The following is an 18,146-nucleotide window of genomic DNA, read 5'->3' as shown; positions in this document are numbered from 1 at the left end:
AAATGAAAAATGCTTTCAGATATAATAGATTTATCTATGTGTATAAAAGGAGTGCGAATTGTGGCGCAACTATTTTTTAAGTATGGCGCAATGAATTCCGGAAAGTCTATTGATATCCTGAAGGTTGCTCATAATTATGAGGAGCAAGGTAAAAAAGTAGTCTTGCTAACCAGCGGGGTTGATGACCGTTCCGGAAGAGGTGTAATTGCAAGTCGAATTGGTCTTTCACGTAAAGTTCAACCTGTAATGGCGGACACAGATATTTATGACTATGTTCGTCAAATGAACGAAAAAATATATTGCGTTTTGATTGATGAGGCACAATTCTTAAAGAAGAGACATGTTCTTCAACTAATCAAGATTGTTGATGAGCTTCACATTCCGGTAATGACGTTTGGCCTAAAGAATGACTTTAAAAACGAATTATTCGAGGGGTCAAAGTACTTACTAATCTATGCCGACAAAATTGAAGAAATGAAGACAATTTGTTGGTTCTGCGGGAAAAAGGCAACGATGAATTTACGGATTCATAATGGACAACCAGTTTATGAAGGTGAGCAGGTTCAAATTGGTGGTAATGAGTCGTATTATCCAGTTTGTCGTTACCATTATTTCCATCCAAAAATACAGGAAAAAGGAGAAAAGTAACCTATGGAAATGGCTGAAATTTTCGATAAGCTGCAAGCTGTAGCTGACCGATATGACGAATTAAATGAGCTGATTAGTGATCCTGAAGTGATTGCTGATTCACAACGGTTTATGAAACTTTCTAAAGAAGAGGGGAGTCTACGAGAAACTGTTGAAAAGTATAATGAGTATAAAAAGGTGACGCAGACAATTAGCGATGATGAGGAATTGTTACGGGAGAGCGATGATCCTGATCTAACTGAATTAACAAAAGATGAATTAAGTAGCGCTAAGGATCAACAAGCTAAATTAGAAAAAGAATTGGAAATCCTTTTAATTCCAAAAGATCCAAATGATGATAAAAACATTATTATGGAAATCCGTGGTGCCGCTGGTGGGGATGAAGCGAGCCTATTTGCGGCTGACCTTTACAACATGTACCTTCACTATGCTGAAAACCAGGGATGGAAGGTCGAAGTCGTTGATAAGAGTGAAACGGAAGTCGGTGGCTTTAAGGAAATTGCTTTGATGATTACCGGTGATAAGGTTTACTCAAAACTAAAATTTGAAAACGGGGCTCACCGGGTTCAACGGGTGCCAGTTACCGAATCTGCTGGACGGGTACATACTTCTACCGCTACTGTTGGGGTAATGCCAGAAGCAGAGGATGTTGACGTTGATATTGATCCAAAAGATATTCGGGTTGATGTTTACCGTTCAAGTGGTGCTGGTGGTCAACACGTTAACAAAACTTCATCAGCAGTGCGGATGACTCACTTGCCGACGGGAATTGTTGTTGCCATGCAGGATGAGCGGTCACAGCAACAAAACCGGGCCAAGGCCATGCGGATTTTGAAATCCCGGGTTTATGACTACTACCAACAAAAAGAGCAAAGCGCATACGATGCCAAGCGAAAAGATGCGATTGGAACGGGTGATCGTTCTGAACGAATTCGGACGTATAATTATCCTCAAAACCGGGTTACGGATCACCGAATCGGTTTAACCCTCAATAAGCTTGATAAAATTATGTCAGGTGATCTTGACGAGATTATCGAGGCATTAATTGTTGCTGACCAAACGAAGAAGTTGGAACAATTACGGAATGAATAATCAAACTTATTTCGCTGCACAACGCTGGGCAAAGGAACAATTAAGTGGACAAAATATTGATCCCGGCTCACCTCGATTTCTTTTAAAAGAGCGTCACGGTTGGGATGATACCCACCTACTGGTTCATAATCGCGAATTGATGCCAGATGATGAATGGCAATGGTTTCAGGGGGCAGTTAGGCGCTTGCTAAATGATGAGCCTGCTCAGTATATTGTTGGAAGTGCTCCGTTTTACGGAAGAACATTCATTATTAATCATGATGTCCTGATTCCAGAAGCCGAGACTGCAGAGCTAGTTGATTGGGTCTTGAAGGAAAATTCTTCTGCCCCGTTAAAAGTTCTTGATTTAGGAACCGGGAGCGGGGTAATCGGAATTACCTTGGCTCTGGAGCGTCCGCAATGGGATGTTACATTAAGTGATGTCTCACCCGCGGCTTTGATGGTCGCACAAAAAAACATGCAGCGGTTTAACCTTAATTTAAGGCTGGTGCAAAGCGACCTTTTTGCTAACCTGGTTAATGAAAAGTATGATTTGATTGTTACTAATCCACCATATATTTCTCATGATGCTACTGCGCTGATGGATAGGTCAGTTTTGAAATATGAACCTAAATTAGCACTCTTTGCCGATGAGAATGGGCTAGGATTTTATCATCGTTTATTTGCAACGATTGCTAGTCATTTGACTTCGCAAGGGCAGTTATTTGGTGAAACTGGTTTTGATCAGGAACAAGCAATTCAAGAATTATTGCATCGGGTAGACAGCACTGCCCAAATTGAACCACGGCATGACGTTGCTGGGAAGATGAGGATGATACACGTATGGGATTTTTCAAACGTAGGAGGAAATTAGAAAGAATGGATACGAGGATTTTTCATTTAGATGAAATTAATCAAGCGGCGAAAGCCATTCAAGATGGCAAATTAGTTGCATTTTCTACCGAAACTGTTTATGGGCTAGGAGCAGATGCGACTAACGAAGCGGCAGTAAAAAATGTCTATTTGGCAAAGGGACGTCCAAGTGATAACCCGCTAATTGTTCACGTTGCCTCAATTGAGATGGTAGAGAAATATGCAAGTGAGATTCCAGATAACGCCCGAAAGTTAATGAAGGAATTTTGGCCAGGCTCGCTTACAATTATCCTAAATATTAAGAAGGAGGTTCTTTCAAAGACCGTTACTGGGGGCCTTTCAACGGTAGCTTTCCGTTTTCCTGATTGTCAACCAACACTTGATTTAATTAAAGAAGCCGGAGTACCGATCGTTGGTCCATCAGCCAATACTTCTGGGAAACCTAGTCCAACAACTGCCCAGCACGTTTATCATGACCTTCACGGGAAAATTGCGGGAATAATTGATAATGGTCCTACTCGAGTGGGGGTTGAATCAACGGTCCTTGATATGTCAACTGATCAGCCCGTTATTTTACGTCCTGGGGCAGTAACGAAGCACCAAATTGAAGAAGTAATTGGTTCGATTGACTTGAATCACCACCATGTTGGTAAAAATGAAACCCCTAAGGCGCCGGGAATGAAGTATAAGCACTATGCTCCTAACGCTCAGGTTTACATTGTTGATGAGGGAAGCGACTGGAAACAAGTTGTTGATTGGATTAAGCAACAGCCATTTGATGTAGGGATGATGGCAGAAGAAAAAATCTTGCAACAGTCGACTTTACCAATGAATGCAATTCAATTTTCGTTAGGGAAGAATGTTGCTGATGCAAGTGCTCGTTTATTTGATGGTTTACGTCAGTTTGATGATCAACCGAATGTTAAGGCAATTGTTACCCAAGCATTCCCGGCAAAGGATCTTGGTCGGGCATACATGAACCGGTTGAATAAGTCAGCTGGTGGCGAACATTTTGCAACAAAATAAAAAAATTACCTATTTGTTTATCAAATAGGCATTTTTTTTGGTAAAATAGGGAAGAAATTCAAAGGAGTGTATTAGGCATGGGTAAATTTGAAGTGATGGATCACCCATTGATCCAACACAAATTGACAATGATTCGGGATAAGAACGTTGGGACAAAGTTTTTCCGGGAAACGGTAAAGGAAATTTCGACATTGATGGCATATGAAGTTGCTCGTGATATGCCATTGAAGGATGTTGAAGTTGAAACACCAATTGCCAAGACAACTAAGAAGGAATTAGCGGGGAAGAAAGTAGCAATTATCCCAATTCTTCGTGCTGGTCTAGGAATGGTTGATGGAATGACTGATTTGATTCCAGCTGCCAAGATTGGCTTTATCGGGATGTACCGTGATGAAGAAACGCTAAAGCCACATGAATACTTTGTAAAGTTACCAAATGACATTACTGAACGGCAATTATTCATTGTTGATCCAATGTTAGCAACTGGTGGTTCAGCAATGATGGCAATTGAAGCATTGAAGAAGCGCGGTTGTTCTGAAAAGAACATGAAGTTTGCATGTTTAGTTGCTGCTCCAGAAGGGGTTAAGGCTGTTCGTGAAGCTTACCCAGATGTAGATATCTACGCTGCTGGGCTTGATGATCACTTAAATAAGGATGGTTACATTGTTCCGGGATTAGGTGATGCTGGTGACCGTCTCTTTGGTACAAAGTAACTTTGATTAGACTCGGTAAGTTAAAAAATGCCGATTATGGAAAGAGATCGAGAAAAAGCAAAATAGTTTTTTCTCGGTCTTTTTTGTCTCTTCTTTAAATTCTAAATGGGTATTTATTGAACTGGTCATTAAGAAAAGATTCTCCTATAATAGATGTAAACCGGTTTCTTTAAAGAGGGTAAGCAGATAGAAATGACTTTAAAAACGACAGGAACAGCGGCTAGTAATGGTATCGGAATTGCACCAGCATATATTGTAGATAAACCTGATTTGAGTTTTGAAAAGCGACGGATTAGTGATCCGTTTGCAGAAATTCAGCGCTTTAAAAATGCCTTGCTTGCGATTAGTAATGATCTTAGGGCGATAAAAAAAGCAGCTACAAAAAAGTTATCAAAAGATGAGCTCGCGATTTTTGATGTTCACATTGAAATCTTAGATGATCCAGAAATGTTTAATCAGGTTGTTACCCGGATTCGTAGTCAGCGGATTAACGCGGAAACAGCTTTTGAAGAAGTAATCACACGGGTTATTCACGAATTTGAATCAATGACGGGTAATAAGTACATGCAGGAACGGGCAACGGACTTTGCTAGTATTCGGGATCAGGTATTAGCAAAGCTTGAAGGAAAACAGCTTCCTAATCTGCAAACGCTTGATCACCCAGTAATCGTGGTTGCCCATATGATTGGACCATCGGATACTTCCCAAATGAATGCTAAGTATGTTAAGGGAATTGTCACTGAGGTTGGTGGTCGAACCAGTCATGCTGCGATAATGGCTCGTTCATTGCAGATTCCGGCAATTGTTGGTTGTAAAAAGATTGCTCACCAAGTAAAAAATGGTGAACGAATGATTGTTGATGGTTTTTCAGGGACAGCAATTGTCGAACCCATTGCTCAACAGGTAGAGCATTATCAACAACTAGCAAGTCAGTATGCGGCAGAAAAGCTTCAGTGGGCGAAGTTAGTTGATAGTCCTTCAGTTACGAAGGATGGTCAACAGTTAACTATTTCTGCTAATATTGGTTCGTCGAATGATATTCCGGCAGCCGTTAATAATGGGGCAGATGAAATTGGTCTTTTCCGGACTGAATTTCTTTACATGAAGAGTGAACACTTACCGACTGAGGAGGAGCAGCTTCGAGCATATCAGGATGCGGTTGAAAGCCTCGGGGGGAAGGCGCTAGTAGTGAGAACACTGGACATTGGCGGAGATAAGCCGCTAACTTTCATGCCGCTTCCTCATGAATTAAACCCGTTTTTAGGCTATCGAGCAATTCGGATTTCGTTGGATCGCCCATCAATGTTTCGTACTCAGTTACGGGCACTAATTCGGGCTTCACAGTTTGGTCAAATCAATATCATGTTTCCAATGATTACGACTTTGGAAGAGCTTCGGTCAGCCAAAAAGATTTACTATGAAGAGCGAGAAAAGTTGCGCCAAGATTATCCGCATGTTGGGGCAAATATTAAATTAGGAATTATGATTGAGGTTCCACTGGCTGCACTATATGCAGAGCGATTAGCCAAGGAGGTCGACTTCTTTAGCATTGGAACCAATGATCTGATTCAATACTGCTTTGCGGCCGATCGGGGGAATGCAGCGGTTTCCTACCTTTATCAACCACTGAACCCACCGTTTTTAAAACTAATTGATCACATTATCAAATCAGGTCACCAGCATAATACAACGGTGGCGATGTGTGGTGAGATGGCCGGTGATCGTCTCGCCTTGCCACTTTTAATGGGAATGGGATTAGACGAGTATTCGATGAGTGCAACATCGATTTTACGTACTCGTTCAATGATGAGGAATCTTGATATTAAAGAATGTCAGCAGTTATATCATGAAGCAGTAACAAAGTGTGAAACTGCCAATCAAGTTCACGACTTAGTTGAAAATTGGCTAAAAGCGAATAATTAATAGTGAAGAGCTTACGATAAAGATAAGATTTTTATCAGCTCTTTTTTTGTTTTAAATGAATAGTAAAATATTGGGTGATTGTAAAAAAGGGAAGTGAAAATCGTGACAATTCAGTGGTCACGCCAGAGAACATACTTATTAATTGGGATGATTATTTGCGGAATTGTAGCAATGCTTTTTGTTACTCATAACCAGCGCCTTTATCGGCAACCAATTGCTCGGGTTGTGCAAGTAACTAATGAAAAGCCTCAACGAACTGAAGACCAGTTTAAAAACGTTGATCATCAGACTAATCAGGAGCTTACAACAATCCTGATGAACGGAAAAAGACGTGGGGATAAAGTTAAGGTTCAAAACACATTTAGTGATTCGCAACCAATGGATCAGCAGTATAAGGTAGGTGATCAGTTATTTCTTTCTCAATTAAAAACCAACCATGGGAAATTATCAGCTAATCCAGCAGGGCCAAAGCGAGATACAGTGATTGTCTTTTTAAGCTGGCTTGTTATTACAGTTTTACTGCTAACAATGGGAAGAGCAGGAACGTTTGCACTTATTAGTGTAGTAATTAATACTATTTTATTTTTACTGGCGGTTTCACTAGACCTTCATAATCAGGGGAATCATGTCCTGCTGATTTTTTCAACATTAGCTTTAATTTTTACTTTTATTAGTCTCCTGCTTGTTCTTGGACCAACTAAAAAAATGCTCGCCACATTAGGCGCAACGGTTATTGGAACAGGAGTGGCAATTTTAATTGGGGTCCTGGTCCTTCACCTTACCCATAATCGAGGGGTTTACTATGAATCCATGCAGTATGTGACTCAAGTACCGCGACCGTTATTCGTTGCGGAAATTTTACTAGGATCATTAGGTGCAGTTATGGATGAATCAAGTGATATTGTAGCAACGCTATTTGAATTGAAACGAATTGATCCAACCGTCACACGGCTGCAGTTGTTTATGTCTGGAAGGAGTATCGGTAAATCGATCATGGGGCCGTTAGTAAATGTCCTTTTTCTGATCTTTATGGCAGATACCTTTACAAACAGCTTACTTTACCTAAAAAATGGTAATTCATGGGGGTATACATTCAGCATGAATATGAGCTTGGGGATGGTGCAAAGTTTAATTAGCGGAATTGGAATTGTGCTAGCAGTTCCGGTAGTTAGTTTCCTTGGTGCATTACTACTAGGAAGGAGGAACCGATAATGAGCGCGATTTATGCATTAGGAATAGTATTGCTATGTTTGATGATCCTTGTTGGCGGTAAGCAAGGATGGCGATCCTTTCTTAGCTTATTATTGAATTTTGGCTTTTTGTTTTTCGCCATTGTCCTGATTGAATTTCATGTTCCGCCAATGTTTGTTGTTGCGACTACCGGAATTACGATTTTAGCAATCACAATTTTTATGGGGGAAGATGACCTACGAACAACAGTGACGGCTTTTTATGCTTCATTGATTGTTTTAGCAATTCTGATTTTACTTATTCTGTTTGTCAGTCATTGGGCAATGGTTCAAGGATTTGGTACTGAGGATAGTGATGACCTTGAGGGAATGTCGATCCTAATTGGAATTAGTTATTTAAAGGTTTCGGTTACCGCAATTGTTATTAGTACATTAGGAGCCATTGCTGAAGCAGCAATGGCAATATCCGCAGGGTTAACGGAAATCCTGGAAACTCATCCTCAAATCAGCAATTCCCGATTAGTTGAGGGGGGAATGGAAATTGGTCGGCAAATTATCGGAACTACTCTGAATACTTTATTTTTCGGCTTCTTTGGTGGTTTTCTTTCTCTCTTTATTTGGTTTGCCGGATTACACTATTCATTTGGAATGATTTTCAACAATAAGATTTTTGTTGCCGAGCTAATTGAAATTTTGATTTCATTTCTCGGTGTCCTCCTGACTGTTCCAATTACTTCATTAGTAATGGTTAAACGACGAAATCGGGTCATTGACAAACCAGTAGAAACGAAGTAAGATACATTTTGAAATTAAAACCTTTAAACGAGGTCCTGTGAGGCCTCAAAGGTGCGGTGAAATGACACTACATGCTTGTAGGAGAATATTTACTAAAGCAGCTTTGAGGCCTCACTCAAAGCTGCTTTATTTTTTTTAGGGAGGGAAATATTCATGGCTCATCGTGACGATGTCGTGTTAGACGTTAATGAAAAGCCAAAAACAGGTCAATGGATTGGACTTTCACTCCAACACATGTTTTCCATGTTTGGTTCTACTGTTCTGGTACCAATTCTTGTTGGGTTGAATCCAGGGATTGCACTTTTTAGTTCCGGTGTTGGTACGTTAATGTACCTGTTAATTACAAAACATAAGATCCCAGCATATATGGGTTCAAGTTTCTCGTTTGTTGTCCCCATGATGGCATTAATGAAGTCAACTGGTTATCCGGGGATTGCACAGGGGACAATTGCCGTTGGGTGTGTTTACCTGATTGTTTCAGTAGTTGTTAGTTTAATTGGCTCGGATTGGATTGATAAGATCTTGCCACCAATTATCGTTGGCCCTGTGGTTGTTGTTATTGGACTTTCATTGGCTAGCACAGCGGCCAAGGATGCCACCATTAATTCAGTAACGGGAAAGTATGATCTTAAATTCTTTGCAGTTGCAATGATCACGATGCTACTGACAATTGCTTTTAATATGTACTTTAAAGGGTTCATGGGACTGATCCCAATTTTGATGGGGATTGTTTTTGGCTACATTGTTGCTTGCTTATTTGGGATCGTTGATTTTACACCGGTAGAGAAAGCTCATTGGTTCAGTCTACCTGCGTTCCAAATTCCGTTTATTAACTACCACCCACAATTTTACTGGGGAGCAATTCTAAGTATGGCACCGATCGCCTTTGTAACGATGACTGAACACTTAGGTCATATTATGGTATTAAACGAATTGACCGAGCGAAATTTCTTTAAGGATCCGGGATTAAACCACACCTTAGCAGGGGATGGGACCGCATCAATTATCGCTGGATTCGTTGGTGGCCCTCCAGTTACTAGTTACGGTGAAAATATTGGTGTTATTGCTATTACTAAGGTTCAATCTGTTTATGTTATTGCTGGTGCTGCAGCGTTTGCAATCTTCTTTAGTTTTATTGGCAAGTTAAGTGCGTTAATTGAAACAATTCCAATGCCAGTTATTGGTGGGATTTCTTTTCTTCTTTTTGGGTGATCGCATCTAGTGGTTTACGAGTAATGATTGAAGACCAGATTGACTTTAATAAAAAGCGGAACCTAATGATCGCTTCAGCAATTTTGGTTATCGGAATTGGGAATGCCTACTTGAAATTAGGACAATACCAGTTCTCTGGATTAGCAGTTGCGGCTGTTTTGGGAATTGCATTAAACCTCATTCTTCCACAAGAAGCGCGGAGTGAAAAAGAAATTTCTGAAAAAGTCAACAAAGTTAAATAGTTCAGGAAAAGAAGCTCACGTTAAGCTTCTTTTTTTATTAAAAGATGATTAAAGGATCACAAGAAGAAATGAATTATTAAATAGGAAATCTAATTAGAACGGTCTTTGTTAACGGTTTATTTCTTAAAAAAACAAGAAATCTTTTTGAATGTTGCTTCAAATGATGATATATTAATACTCGTATATTGGGCTAGTTCGTATTAGTATACGACGTTCATCCAATTTACAGCCAAATTATTGTTATTAAGGAAAGAGGTGAAATATGAATGGGCGGTGATGCTTTTACTTTTAAGTTTCTTGGCTTAACTTTTAATGCAACTAACATCATTTCAGGTCTTGTTATTTATGCAATCGTATTCTTTGTATTATTTGGCATGTCCCGAAAGATTCAAATGAAGCCAAAAGGTGCGCAGAATGTTTTGGAATGGTTAATCGACTTTACGAATGGAATTGTTCGTAGTCAGATGCCAAATGAAGAGACTGGTCATTACAGTTTTTTGGCCTTTGTTCTTTTCGTTTTCATTTTCTTTGCCAACCAGTTTGGTCTGATTTTTAATCTTAGTTGGAATAACCAAGAAATCCTTAGAAGTCCAACGGCGGATCCAGTTGTTACTTTAACATTCTCGCTGATGGTAATTACGCTCGCTCACTTTGCAGGAATTGCAAATAAGGGTCTTGGCGGTTACTTGAAGGGGTATGTAAAGCCATTTGCATTGATGTTGCCAGTCAATATCATTGAAGAATTGGCTAACTTCTTAACTTTGGGTTTGCGGATCTTTGGTAACATTTTTGCTGGTGAATTGCTATTAAAGTTGGTTGCTGGAGTTGCCTTTTCACACGGTGCTTTAACAATCATTCCAGGATTCTTACTTGAGTTGCTTTGGCAAGGATTCTCAGTATTTATCGGTTCAATTCAGGCATATGTTTTTGTAACATTAACGACAGTTTATATTTCTCGGAAGGTTTCCGAATAATAATCTATCTCTTAAGGAGGAATTTTAAAATGGCATTAGGAGCAATTGCTGCAGGACTCGCGGCTATGGGTGCCGCTATCGGTGGTGGTATTGGTGATGGTATCTTAATCGGACATACTGTTGACAGTATCGCGCGTCAACCAGAATTACAAAGTAGATTACAAGCAACGATGTTCATCGGTGTTGGTTTGATCGAAGCCATGCCTATCATCGCTATTGTTATCGGCTTCCTTGTTATGAACAAGTAATTATTTTGATTAATAATTTTTATTTTAGAGAACAAGGAGGTGTCAATAGATGTTTGTGAACAGTGTTTTAGCTGAATCTAATAGCTTATACGTTGGTGATTTGGTATTCTATATCGTTACCTTCATTATCCTGATGTTACTTATCAAGCACTTTGCTTGGAAGCCAGTTACGGATATGATGAAAAAGCGTGCAGATAAGATTGCTAGTGATATTGACAATGCTGCTAAATCACGTGAGAACGCTGAAAAGATGGCTGCTAAACGACAAGCTGAGTTACAAAACTCTCACCAAGAAGCTGCTGACATTGTTAATAATGCCAAGAAGTCTGGTGAAGCCCAACGTGCTCAAATTGTTGAAACTGCACAAAATGACGCTCAAGCACTTAAGCAACGCGCACAAGAAGATGCTAAGCAGGCTCGTCGTGATGCGTTGAATGGTGCAAAGGATGACGTTGCAAACTTATCTATTGAGATTGCTTCCAAACTCATCCACAAAGAATTAAATGCGGACGACCAAAAAGAATTGATCGATTCGTATATTGAAGGGTTGGTAGATCATGAGTCTTGATAAGCAAACAGTTGCAAATCGTTATGCGAAAGCACTGTTCGAGTTGGTCGATGAAGACAATACACTCGATCAAACTTATCAAGAATTGACTGCTCTACGTCAAGTCTTTGAGGACAACGCTGCACTGGCTTCTGTTTTATCAGGAGTTCAATTATCACTCAGTGAAAAGAAGTCCCTTATTGATGATTTGAAGAAGGGTTTTTCTCAACCAGTTTCAAATTTAATTCAAATGACTTTTGATTATGGCCGGATTAACGATCTAGTTGCAATCATTGATGAGTTTGAGCGACGGTATGACGCTAAGATGAAACGTGTTCATGCCGACGTTGTTACAGCGATCCAACTTGATAAACAACAACGTGATCAACTTAAGGCTAACTTAGCCCAACGATTTGGAGCTAAGGAGGTTGTTCTTCATGAACAAGTTGATCCCGAAATTTTGGGCGGGGTTATCGTTCATCTTAATAATAAGACATTGGATGGTAGCTTAAGTTCAAAGATTAAGCAGATTCGTCGTTTACTAGTTAGATAAATTATCTTATTTCGAAGAGGTGAGACCTTTATGAGCATTAAAACTGAGGAAATCAGTTCACTCATCAAGAAACAACTTGCCAACTACCAAGACAAAGTATCTGTCGAGGAAACGGGTACTGTTACCTATGTTGGTGATGGTGTTGCTCGTGCCGACGGCTTGGAAAATGCCATGGCTGGTGAGTTGCTCGAATTTAGTAACGGTGTTTACGGAATGGCACAAAACCTCGAAAGTAACGATGTTGGTATCGTTATTTTGGGAGACTTTTCTGGCATCCGTGAAGGTGATACCGTTAAGCGGACGGGTCGAATCATGGAAGTTCCCGTCGGTGAAGCATTGTTAGGACGGGTAGTAGATTCATTAGGTCGACCAATTGATGGACTTGGTGAAATCAAGACTGACAAGACACGTCCAATTGAAAAGAAAGCTCCAGGTGTTATGGAGCGGAAGAGTGTTAGTGAGCCATTACAAACAGGTATTAAGGTTATTGATGCCTTAGTACCAATTGGTCGTGGTCAGCGTGAGTTGATCATTGGTGACCGGAAGACCGGTAAGACTGCCATTGCATTGGATACCATCATTAACCAAAAGGACAAGGACGTAATTTGTATTTACGTTGCCATTGGACAAAAGGAATCAACTGTTCGAGCAAACGTTGAAACCTTGCGGCGTTATGGAGCATTAGACTACACAATTATTGTTTCAGCTAGTGCTTCTAACCCTGCACCAATGCTTTACATTGCCCCTTATGCTGGTGCCGCAATGGGTGAAGAGTTTATGTATGGTGGCAAAGATGTTTTGATTGTTTATGATGATCTTTCAAAGCAGGCCGATGCATACCGTGAACTTTCATTGATTCTTCGTCGGCCTCCTGGTCGTGAAGCTTACCCTGGTGATATTTTCTATACTCACTCACGGTTACTAGAACGTGCTGCACGGTTATCTGATGACCTTGGTGGTGGATCAATGACTGCATTACCAATTATTCAAACCCAAGCTGGTGATGTTTCTGCCTACATTCCAACCAACGTTATTTCAATTACTGATGGACAGATCTTCTTGAATTCTGATGAATTCTACGCAGGTCAACGTCCAGCCATTGATGCTGGTACATCAGTTTCTCGTGTTGGTGGTGATGCTCAGGTTAAGGCAATGAAGAAAGTTGCCGGGACATTGCGTTTGGATATTGCATCATATAATGAATTAGCTTCATTTGCTCAGTTCGGTTCTGATCTGGATGAAGCAACTCAAGCCAAGTTATCACGTGGTAAGCACACTATGGAACTTTTGAAGCAAGGATTGCACCAACCACAACCTGTTGAACAACAAGTTGTAACACTGTTTGCTTTGTCAAACGGTTTCGTTGACCAAATTCCGGTGGATGATGTTCCACGCTATGAAAGCGAACTTGCTTCATTTATGCATGCTAATCACCAAGACCTTTATGACACGATTAAGTCAACTGGTAAGTTACCAGAAGGTGACGACTTAAAGAATGCTGTCGCTGAGTTTACGAAATCTTTCCAAACCAGTGATGACAAGAAAAAAGCCGCACAAAAGAATTAATAATGACTAGTCGAAAGGACGGTGAGATTTAGTGCCAGCTTCACTTGCTGCTGTTAAGCATAAGATTGAATCCACAAAAAGCACGCGCCAGATTACTGCTGCAATGCAAATGGTTTCAACTGCAAAATTGAATCAAATTCAACACCATACTCAGTCATATGAAGTATATGCTGAGAAGGTTAAGAAGATGTTGTCCGATCTGGTTAAATCTCACAACGCATCTGCAGCTAGCGCCAGTCATGACGCTTACGCTGCGTTGTTTGAGAAGCGTCCAGTTAAAAAGACTGGAATTTTAGTTATTACATCTGATCGTGGCTTGGTTGGTAGTTACAATAACAATATTATCAAGCAAACTTTACAATTAATGAAGGACAAGAATCTAACTGCTGAAAACACAGTATTCTTAACTGTTGGTAAAACCGGGACTGAATTCTTTAAGAAACGTGGGATGAACGTCGTCTACGAGTATTCAGGAATTAGCGATGTGCCAACATTCCGTGAAGTTCATCAAATTGTAAAGACTGCTGTTCAGATGTATGACGATGCCGTATTCGATGAAATGTACTTGGCATACAGCCATTACGTTAATCGAATTACGTCCCGAGTACGGGTTCATGATGTATTACCAATTACGGCTGAATCATTGATGGAGGATGAGGAAGAATCCGTTCAAGATGAATCACCAATTACTGCTGAATACGAATTTGAACCTTCGGATACGGAAATTATTGCTGGACTTGTTTCACAATATGCGGAAAGTTTATTGTATGGAGCCATCCTTGATGCAAAGACGTCAGAACACTCATCAAGTGCGAACGCAATGCGGTCTGCTACTGATAATGCAGATGACATCATTTCATCACTGGAACTGCAATATAACCGTGCTCGTCAAGCTGCTATTACCACCGAAATTACTGAAATTACCGGTGGTATGACGGCACAAGAATAAAATTTAACTGAGGAGGAAACAACATGAGTTCTGGTAAAGTTGTTCAAGTTGTCGGACCAGTTGTTGATATTGAGTTCCCCTTAGATGAAAAGCTACCAGAGATTAATGACGCGTTAAAGATTAAGGAAAGTGATGACAAAACCTTAACTACTGAGGTTGCCCTTGAATTGGGTGATGGAGTAGTGAGGACAATTGCCATGGACGGTACCGATGGTCTTCAACGGGGAATGGAAGTCGAAAATACCGGAGCACCTATTAGTGTACCGGTTGGTGACGATACTCTGGGACGTGTTTTCAACGTTTTAGGTGAACCAGTTGATAACGGTCCTAAGTTTGGACCAGATGCAAAGCGGATGCCTATTCACCGTGATGCACCTAAGTATGATGAATTAAACAACAATACTGAAATCCTTGAAACTGGGATTAAGGTTATTGACTTGTTAGCCCCATATGTTCGTGGTGGTAAGATTGGGTTATTCGGTGGTGCCGGTGTTGGTAAGACCGTTTTGATTCAGGAATTGATCCACAACATTGCACAAGGGCATAATGGTATTTCTGTCTTTACGGGTGTTGGTGAACGGACCCGTGAAGGTAACGATATGTACTACGAAATGAAGGCTTCAGGAGTTCTTGAAAAGACTGCCATGGTTTATGGTCAAATGAACGAACCTCCTGGTGCCCGGATGCGGGTTGCCTTAACTGGACTTACCATTGCGGAATACTTCCGTGATGTAAAGGGTCAAGATGTTTTGCTATTCATTGATAACATCTTCCGGTTTACCCAGGCCGGTTCAGAAGTTTCTGCCCTGTTAGGACGGATTCCTTCTGCCGTTGGTTACCAGCCAACGTTGGCTACTGAAATGGGTCAGTTACAGGAACGAATTACTTCTACTAAGAAGGGTTCAATTACCTCGATTCAGGCCGTTTATGTTCCAGCCGATGACTATACCGACCCTGCTCCGGCTACAACGTTTGCGCACTTGGATGCCACCACTAACTTGGAACGGCGGTTGACTCAAATTGGTATTTACCCTGCCGTTGATCCATTAGCATCAACTTCAACAGCGTTAACTCCTGAAATTGTAGGTAAGGAACACTATGAAGTTGCTACTGAAGTTCAACACGTTTTGCAACGATACCATGAATTGCAAGATATCATTTCTATCTTAGGGATGGATGAATTATCTGATGATGAAAAGGTTATTGTTGCTCGTGCTCGGCGGATTCAAAACTTCTTATCACAAAGTTTCAGTGTTGCCGAACAGTTTACCGGTACGCCAGGTAAGTATGTTCCATTGAAGGATACTATTAAAGGATTTAAGGGTATTCTTGAAGGAAAGTATGATGACTTACCAGAAGAAGCATTCCGGTTAGTTGGTACAATCGATGATGCTGTTGAAAAGGCTAAGAAAATGAAGGCTGATGCTGCTAAAGAAACTGCAGAGTAGGAGGGATAATTATGGCTGATACTAAGTTTAAAGTCACCATTATCACTCCTGATGGTACGGTTTATGATAATGATAATGCCACGATGGTTATTATGAACACTTCCGGTGGTCAAATGGGGATCATGGCTAAACACGTACCTGTATTAGCATCATTAACAATTAGTGAGTTACGAATTAAGCATGATCAGGGTACTGATGAAATTGCTGCTGTTAACGGTGGAATCATGCAATTTGATGGTGAAACTGCCTTAATTACCGCAGATAGTGCTGAAATGCCCGAAAAGATCGACGTTGCTCGTGCTGAAGAAGCTAAGCAACGTGCTGAAGAAGCAATTAGGAAAGCGAAGGAAGCGCACCGACAAAATGATCTTGCTCGTGCTGAGGTTCATTTAAAGCGTGCTGTTAACCGTCTTAAAGTTTCTAAGTTTAAGCAAAAGTAACCCTACTTTTTAACGATATAAAAGGATATTTAATGAGTAAAATGCTTGTTAAATATCCTTTTTTGATTATTAACTTAGTCTAAAGGTTGTTAATGATGACTGATCACTCATTAGTTGGTATGATAAAATTGTAGTTGGTTTTAAAGAGGGTGAAAAGGTGCAGATAACAGGAATTAAAGCTTTAGTAGAAATAGTTATCCAACTCGGAATGATCTGGCTAACCTTTACCGCAATTCAGGGCTTTCGGCTTGAACGTCTTTTTCGTCGTCCCCCGAAAACGTTACCGTTAGCAATTGTCTTATTTTCTACAGCGATCGGTTACTTATGCGCCAGTTTTTTCATCGGGTTCATTAATGCAGTTAGCCAACTACCCGGTTTATTGCGTTGACTTAATAAGGAGTTAAATTATGGAAAAGATAATTATTAAGGGTGGTCATCGTTTATTTGGACGCATTGCCGTTGAGGGAGCAAAGAATGCTGTTTTACCGCTTCAAGCAGCAGGAATTCTTGCCTCTACTGGAACTCTTCATTTAACTAATGTTCCGGTATTATCAGATGTCCTAATGATGAATGAATTATTAAAATTTTTAAATATTCGGGTTCAATTTAATCAGGAGAATCATGTTATCGATTTGAATGCTAGTCAAAAGGTTTCATCAGAAGCGCCGTTTCAATATGTAAGTAAAATGCGTGCTTCGATGGTAGTAATGGGCCCATTATTGGCAAGAACTGGTTATGCTAAGATTGCTCTTCCAGGCGGATGTGCAATTGGCTCCCGACCAATTGATCTTCATCTTAAAGGACTCCGTCAGCTTGGAGCAGTTATTGAACAGCACGATGGCTATATTGAAGCACGAGCCGATCGATTAGTTGGAACAAATATCTACTTAGATTTTCCTAGCGTTGGTGCTACCCAGAATATTATGATGGCGGCAACATTAGCAGAGGGGATTACAACAATTGAGAATTGTGCTCGTGAACCAGAAATTGTTGATTTAGCAAACGCCTTAAATAAAATGGGTGCCCGGGTGCATGGGGCTGGGACCGATGTTATCCGTATCCAAGGAGTTAACTTTTTACATGGCTGTGATTATCGGGTAATGTCTGACCGGATTGAAGCGGGAACCTTTATGATTGCAGCCGCTGCAACTAATGGTGATGTCGTTATTGAGAATGCCGAAAGCAAGTATAATGAACCATTAATTGCAAAGCTGCAAGATATGGGAGTTACGGTGATCGACCAGGATGATGGAATTCGAGTGCTAGGAACTTCGGTCTTGTTACCATCAACGGTCCAAACAGCACCGTATCCTGGTTTCCCAACAGATTTACAGCCGCAAATGACAGTATTACAGCTATTAGCAAACGGTACAAGTATGATGAATGAAACGGTCTTTGAAAAACGCTTCATGCACCTTGAAGAATTGCGCCGAATGAATGCAGAATACCAAATTAAAAACTCAACGGCTGTATTGAGTGGGCCAACGAAGTTTAGCGGGGCGGAGGTTGCCGCCACCGATTTACGTGCTGGTGCAGCTTTGGTCATTGCGGGATTGGTTGCCCAGGGAATTACCCAAGTTCGTAATTTGAAGTACCTTGACCGTGGATATTACCACCTTCATCAGAAACTGGCACAACTCGGTGCACAGATTGATCGGGTTAATATTGAGGACCAAATCGAGTTGGCATCTACTAAAGAGGTTAACCATCCTGAACGTGGTTAGCATT

At 40.6% G+C, this 18,146-nt stretch carries 18 protein-coding genes and 1 pseudogene; all 19 read left to right on the top strand.

The window, feature by feature from the left end:
* The first annotated feature begins 60 nt into the window (after nucleotides 1-60).
* The 19 genes and pseudogenes from PRK60_RS06725 to murA all read left to right on the top strand — a co-directional run bounded on the left by PRK60_RS06725 (nucleotide 61) and on the right by murA (nucleotide 18,142).
* On the top strand, nucleotides 61-648 hold the full coding sequence (locus PRK60_RS06725) for a thymidine kinase (protein WP_102168053.1): 588 nt from the start codon (nucleotides 61-63) through the stop codon (nucleotides 646-648).
* A 9-nt stretch (nucleotides 649-657) separates the two neighbouring features.
* Nucleotides 658-1,740, top strand: coding sequence for a peptide chain release factor 1 (gene prfA / locus PRK60_RS06720; protein ID WP_178696161.1), 1,083 nt, complete (start codon nucleotides 658-660; stop codon nucleotides 1,738-1,740).
* Nucleotides 1,733-2,593, top strand: a complete 861-nt coding sequence (gene prmC, locus PRK60_RS06715) for a peptide chain release factor N(5)-glutamine methyltransferase (protein WP_102168054.1) — start codon at nucleotides 1,733-1,735, stop codon at nucleotides 2,591-2,593. The genes prfA and prmC overlap by 8 nt, the downstream gene beginning before the upstream one ends.
* A 5-nt stretch (nucleotides 2,594-2,598) precedes the next feature.
* Nucleotides 2,599-3,618, top strand: coding sequence for an L-threonylcarbamoyladenylate synthase (locus PRK60_RS06710; RefSeq protein WP_273645843.1), 1,020 nt, complete (start codon nucleotides 2,599-2,601; stop codon nucleotides 3,616-3,618).
* Between the two features lie 77 nt (nucleotides 3,619-3,695).
* A complete protein-coding gene (upp, locus tag PRK60_RS06705) occupies nucleotides 3,696-4,331 on the top strand; it encodes a uracil phosphoribosyltransferase (RefSeq protein ID WP_102168056.1) in 636 nt (211 codons plus the stop codon).
* A gap of 192 nt (nucleotides 4,332-4,523) precedes the next feature.
* A complete protein-coding gene (ptsP, locus tag PRK60_RS06700) occupies nucleotides 4,524-6,254 on the top strand; it encodes a phosphoenolpyruvate--protein phosphotransferase (RefSeq protein WP_178696141.1) in 1,731 nt (576 codons plus the stop codon).
* A 99-nt stretch (nucleotides 6,255-6,353) separates the two neighbouring features.
* On the top strand, nucleotides 6,354-7,466 hold the full coding sequence (locus tag PRK60_RS06695) for a YibE/F family protein (RefSeq protein ID WP_102168161.1): 1,113 nt from the start codon (nucleotides 6,354-6,356) through the stop codon (nucleotides 7,464-7,466).
* Complete coding sequence (locus PRK60_RS06690; RefSeq protein ID WP_102168058.1) at nucleotides 7,466-8,239, top strand: YibE/F family protein; 774 nt, start codon at nucleotides 7,466-7,468, stop codon at nucleotides 8,237-8,239. Before PRK60_RS06695 ends, PRK60_RS06690 begins: the two co-directional genes overlap by 1 nt.
* A gap of 153 nt (nucleotides 8,240-8,392) precedes the next feature.
* Nucleotides 8,393-9,693, top strand: a pseudogene (locus tag PRK60_RS06685) (solute carrier family 23 protein).
* Nucleotides 9,694-9,959: 266 nt separating this feature from the next.
* Complete coding sequence (atpB, locus tag PRK60_RS06680; protein ID WP_102168060.1) at nucleotides 9,960-10,667, top strand: F0F1 ATP synthase subunit A; 708 nt, start codon at nucleotides 9,960-9,962, stop codon at nucleotides 10,665-10,667.
* A 29-nt stretch (nucleotides 10,668-10,696) separates the two neighbouring features.
* A complete protein-coding gene (gene atpE / locus PRK60_RS06675) occupies nucleotides 10,697-10,915 on the top strand; it encodes a F0F1 ATP synthase subunit C (RefSeq protein WP_003666561.1) in 219 nt (72 codons plus the stop codon).
* A 49-nt stretch (nucleotides 10,916-10,964) separates the two neighbouring features.
* Nucleotides 10,965-11,483: a F0F1 ATP synthase subunit B gene (gene atpF, locus PRK60_RS06670; protein ID WP_273645842.1), complete on the top strand. Its 519-nt coding sequence runs from the start codon at nucleotides 10,965-10,967 to the stop codon at nucleotides 11,481-11,483.
* On the top strand, nucleotides 11,473-12,015 hold the full coding sequence (gene atpH, locus PRK60_RS06665; RefSeq protein WP_003717665.1) for an ATP synthase F1 subunit delta: 543 nt from the start codon (nucleotides 11,473-11,475) through the stop codon (nucleotides 12,013-12,015). The genes atpF and atpH overlap by 11 nt, the downstream gene beginning before the upstream one ends.
* Nucleotides 12,016-12,045: 30 nt before the next feature.
* Nucleotides 12,046-13,581: a F0F1 ATP synthase subunit alpha gene (gene atpA, locus PRK60_RS06660; RefSeq protein ID WP_102168062.1), complete on the top strand. Its 1,536-nt coding sequence runs from the start codon at nucleotides 12,046-12,048 to the stop codon at nucleotides 13,579-13,581.
* A 31-nt stretch (nucleotides 13,582-13,612) separates the two neighbouring features.
* Nucleotides 13,613-14,530: a F0F1 ATP synthase subunit gamma gene (locus PRK60_RS06655; protein ID WP_273645841.1), complete on the top strand. Its 918-nt coding sequence runs from the start codon at nucleotides 13,613-13,615 to the stop codon at nucleotides 14,528-14,530.
* Between the two features lie 23 nt (nucleotides 14,531-14,553).
* Nucleotides 14,554-15,978 carry a F0F1 ATP synthase subunit beta gene (gene atpD / locus PRK60_RS06650; RefSeq protein ID WP_191912250.1) on the top strand — a complete coding sequence of 475 codons (1,425 nt, stop codon included), beginning with the start codon at nucleotides 14,554-14,556 and terminating at the stop codon, nucleotides 15,976-15,978.
* 11 nt (nucleotides 15,979-15,989) lie between these two features.
* Nucleotides 15,990-16,418 (top strand): F0F1 ATP synthase subunit epsilon, encoded by a 429-nt coding sequence (locus tag PRK60_RS06645; protein ID WP_102168065.1) that lies wholly within the window; start codon nucleotides 15,990-15,992, stop codon nucleotides 16,416-16,418.
* A gap of 157 nt (nucleotides 16,419-16,575) precedes the next feature.
* Complete coding sequence (locus PRK60_RS06640) at nucleotides 16,576-16,806, top strand: DUF1146 family protein (protein WP_102168066.1); 231 nt, start codon at nucleotides 16,576-16,578, stop codon at nucleotides 16,804-16,806.
* Between the two features lie 19 nt (nucleotides 16,807-16,825).
* The gene (gene murA / locus PRK60_RS06635) at nucleotides 16,826-18,142 is read left to right on the top strand and encodes a UDP-N-acetylglucosamine 1-carboxyvinyltransferase (protein WP_273645840.1); all 1,317 of its coding nucleotides are present in this window, start codon (nucleotides 16,826-16,828) and stop codon (nucleotides 18,140-18,142) included.
* The last annotated feature ends 4 nt before the right edge of the window (nucleotides 18,143-18,146 follow it).

Source organism: Limosilactobacillus portuensis (assembly GCF_028607025.1).
Lineage (GTDB): Bacteria > Bacillota > Bacilli > Lactobacillales > Lactobacillaceae > Limosilactobacillus > Limosilactobacillus portuensis.
Note: the sequence above shows the minus strand (reverse complement) of the source record. Positions and strands in the feature narration are given on the sequence as shown.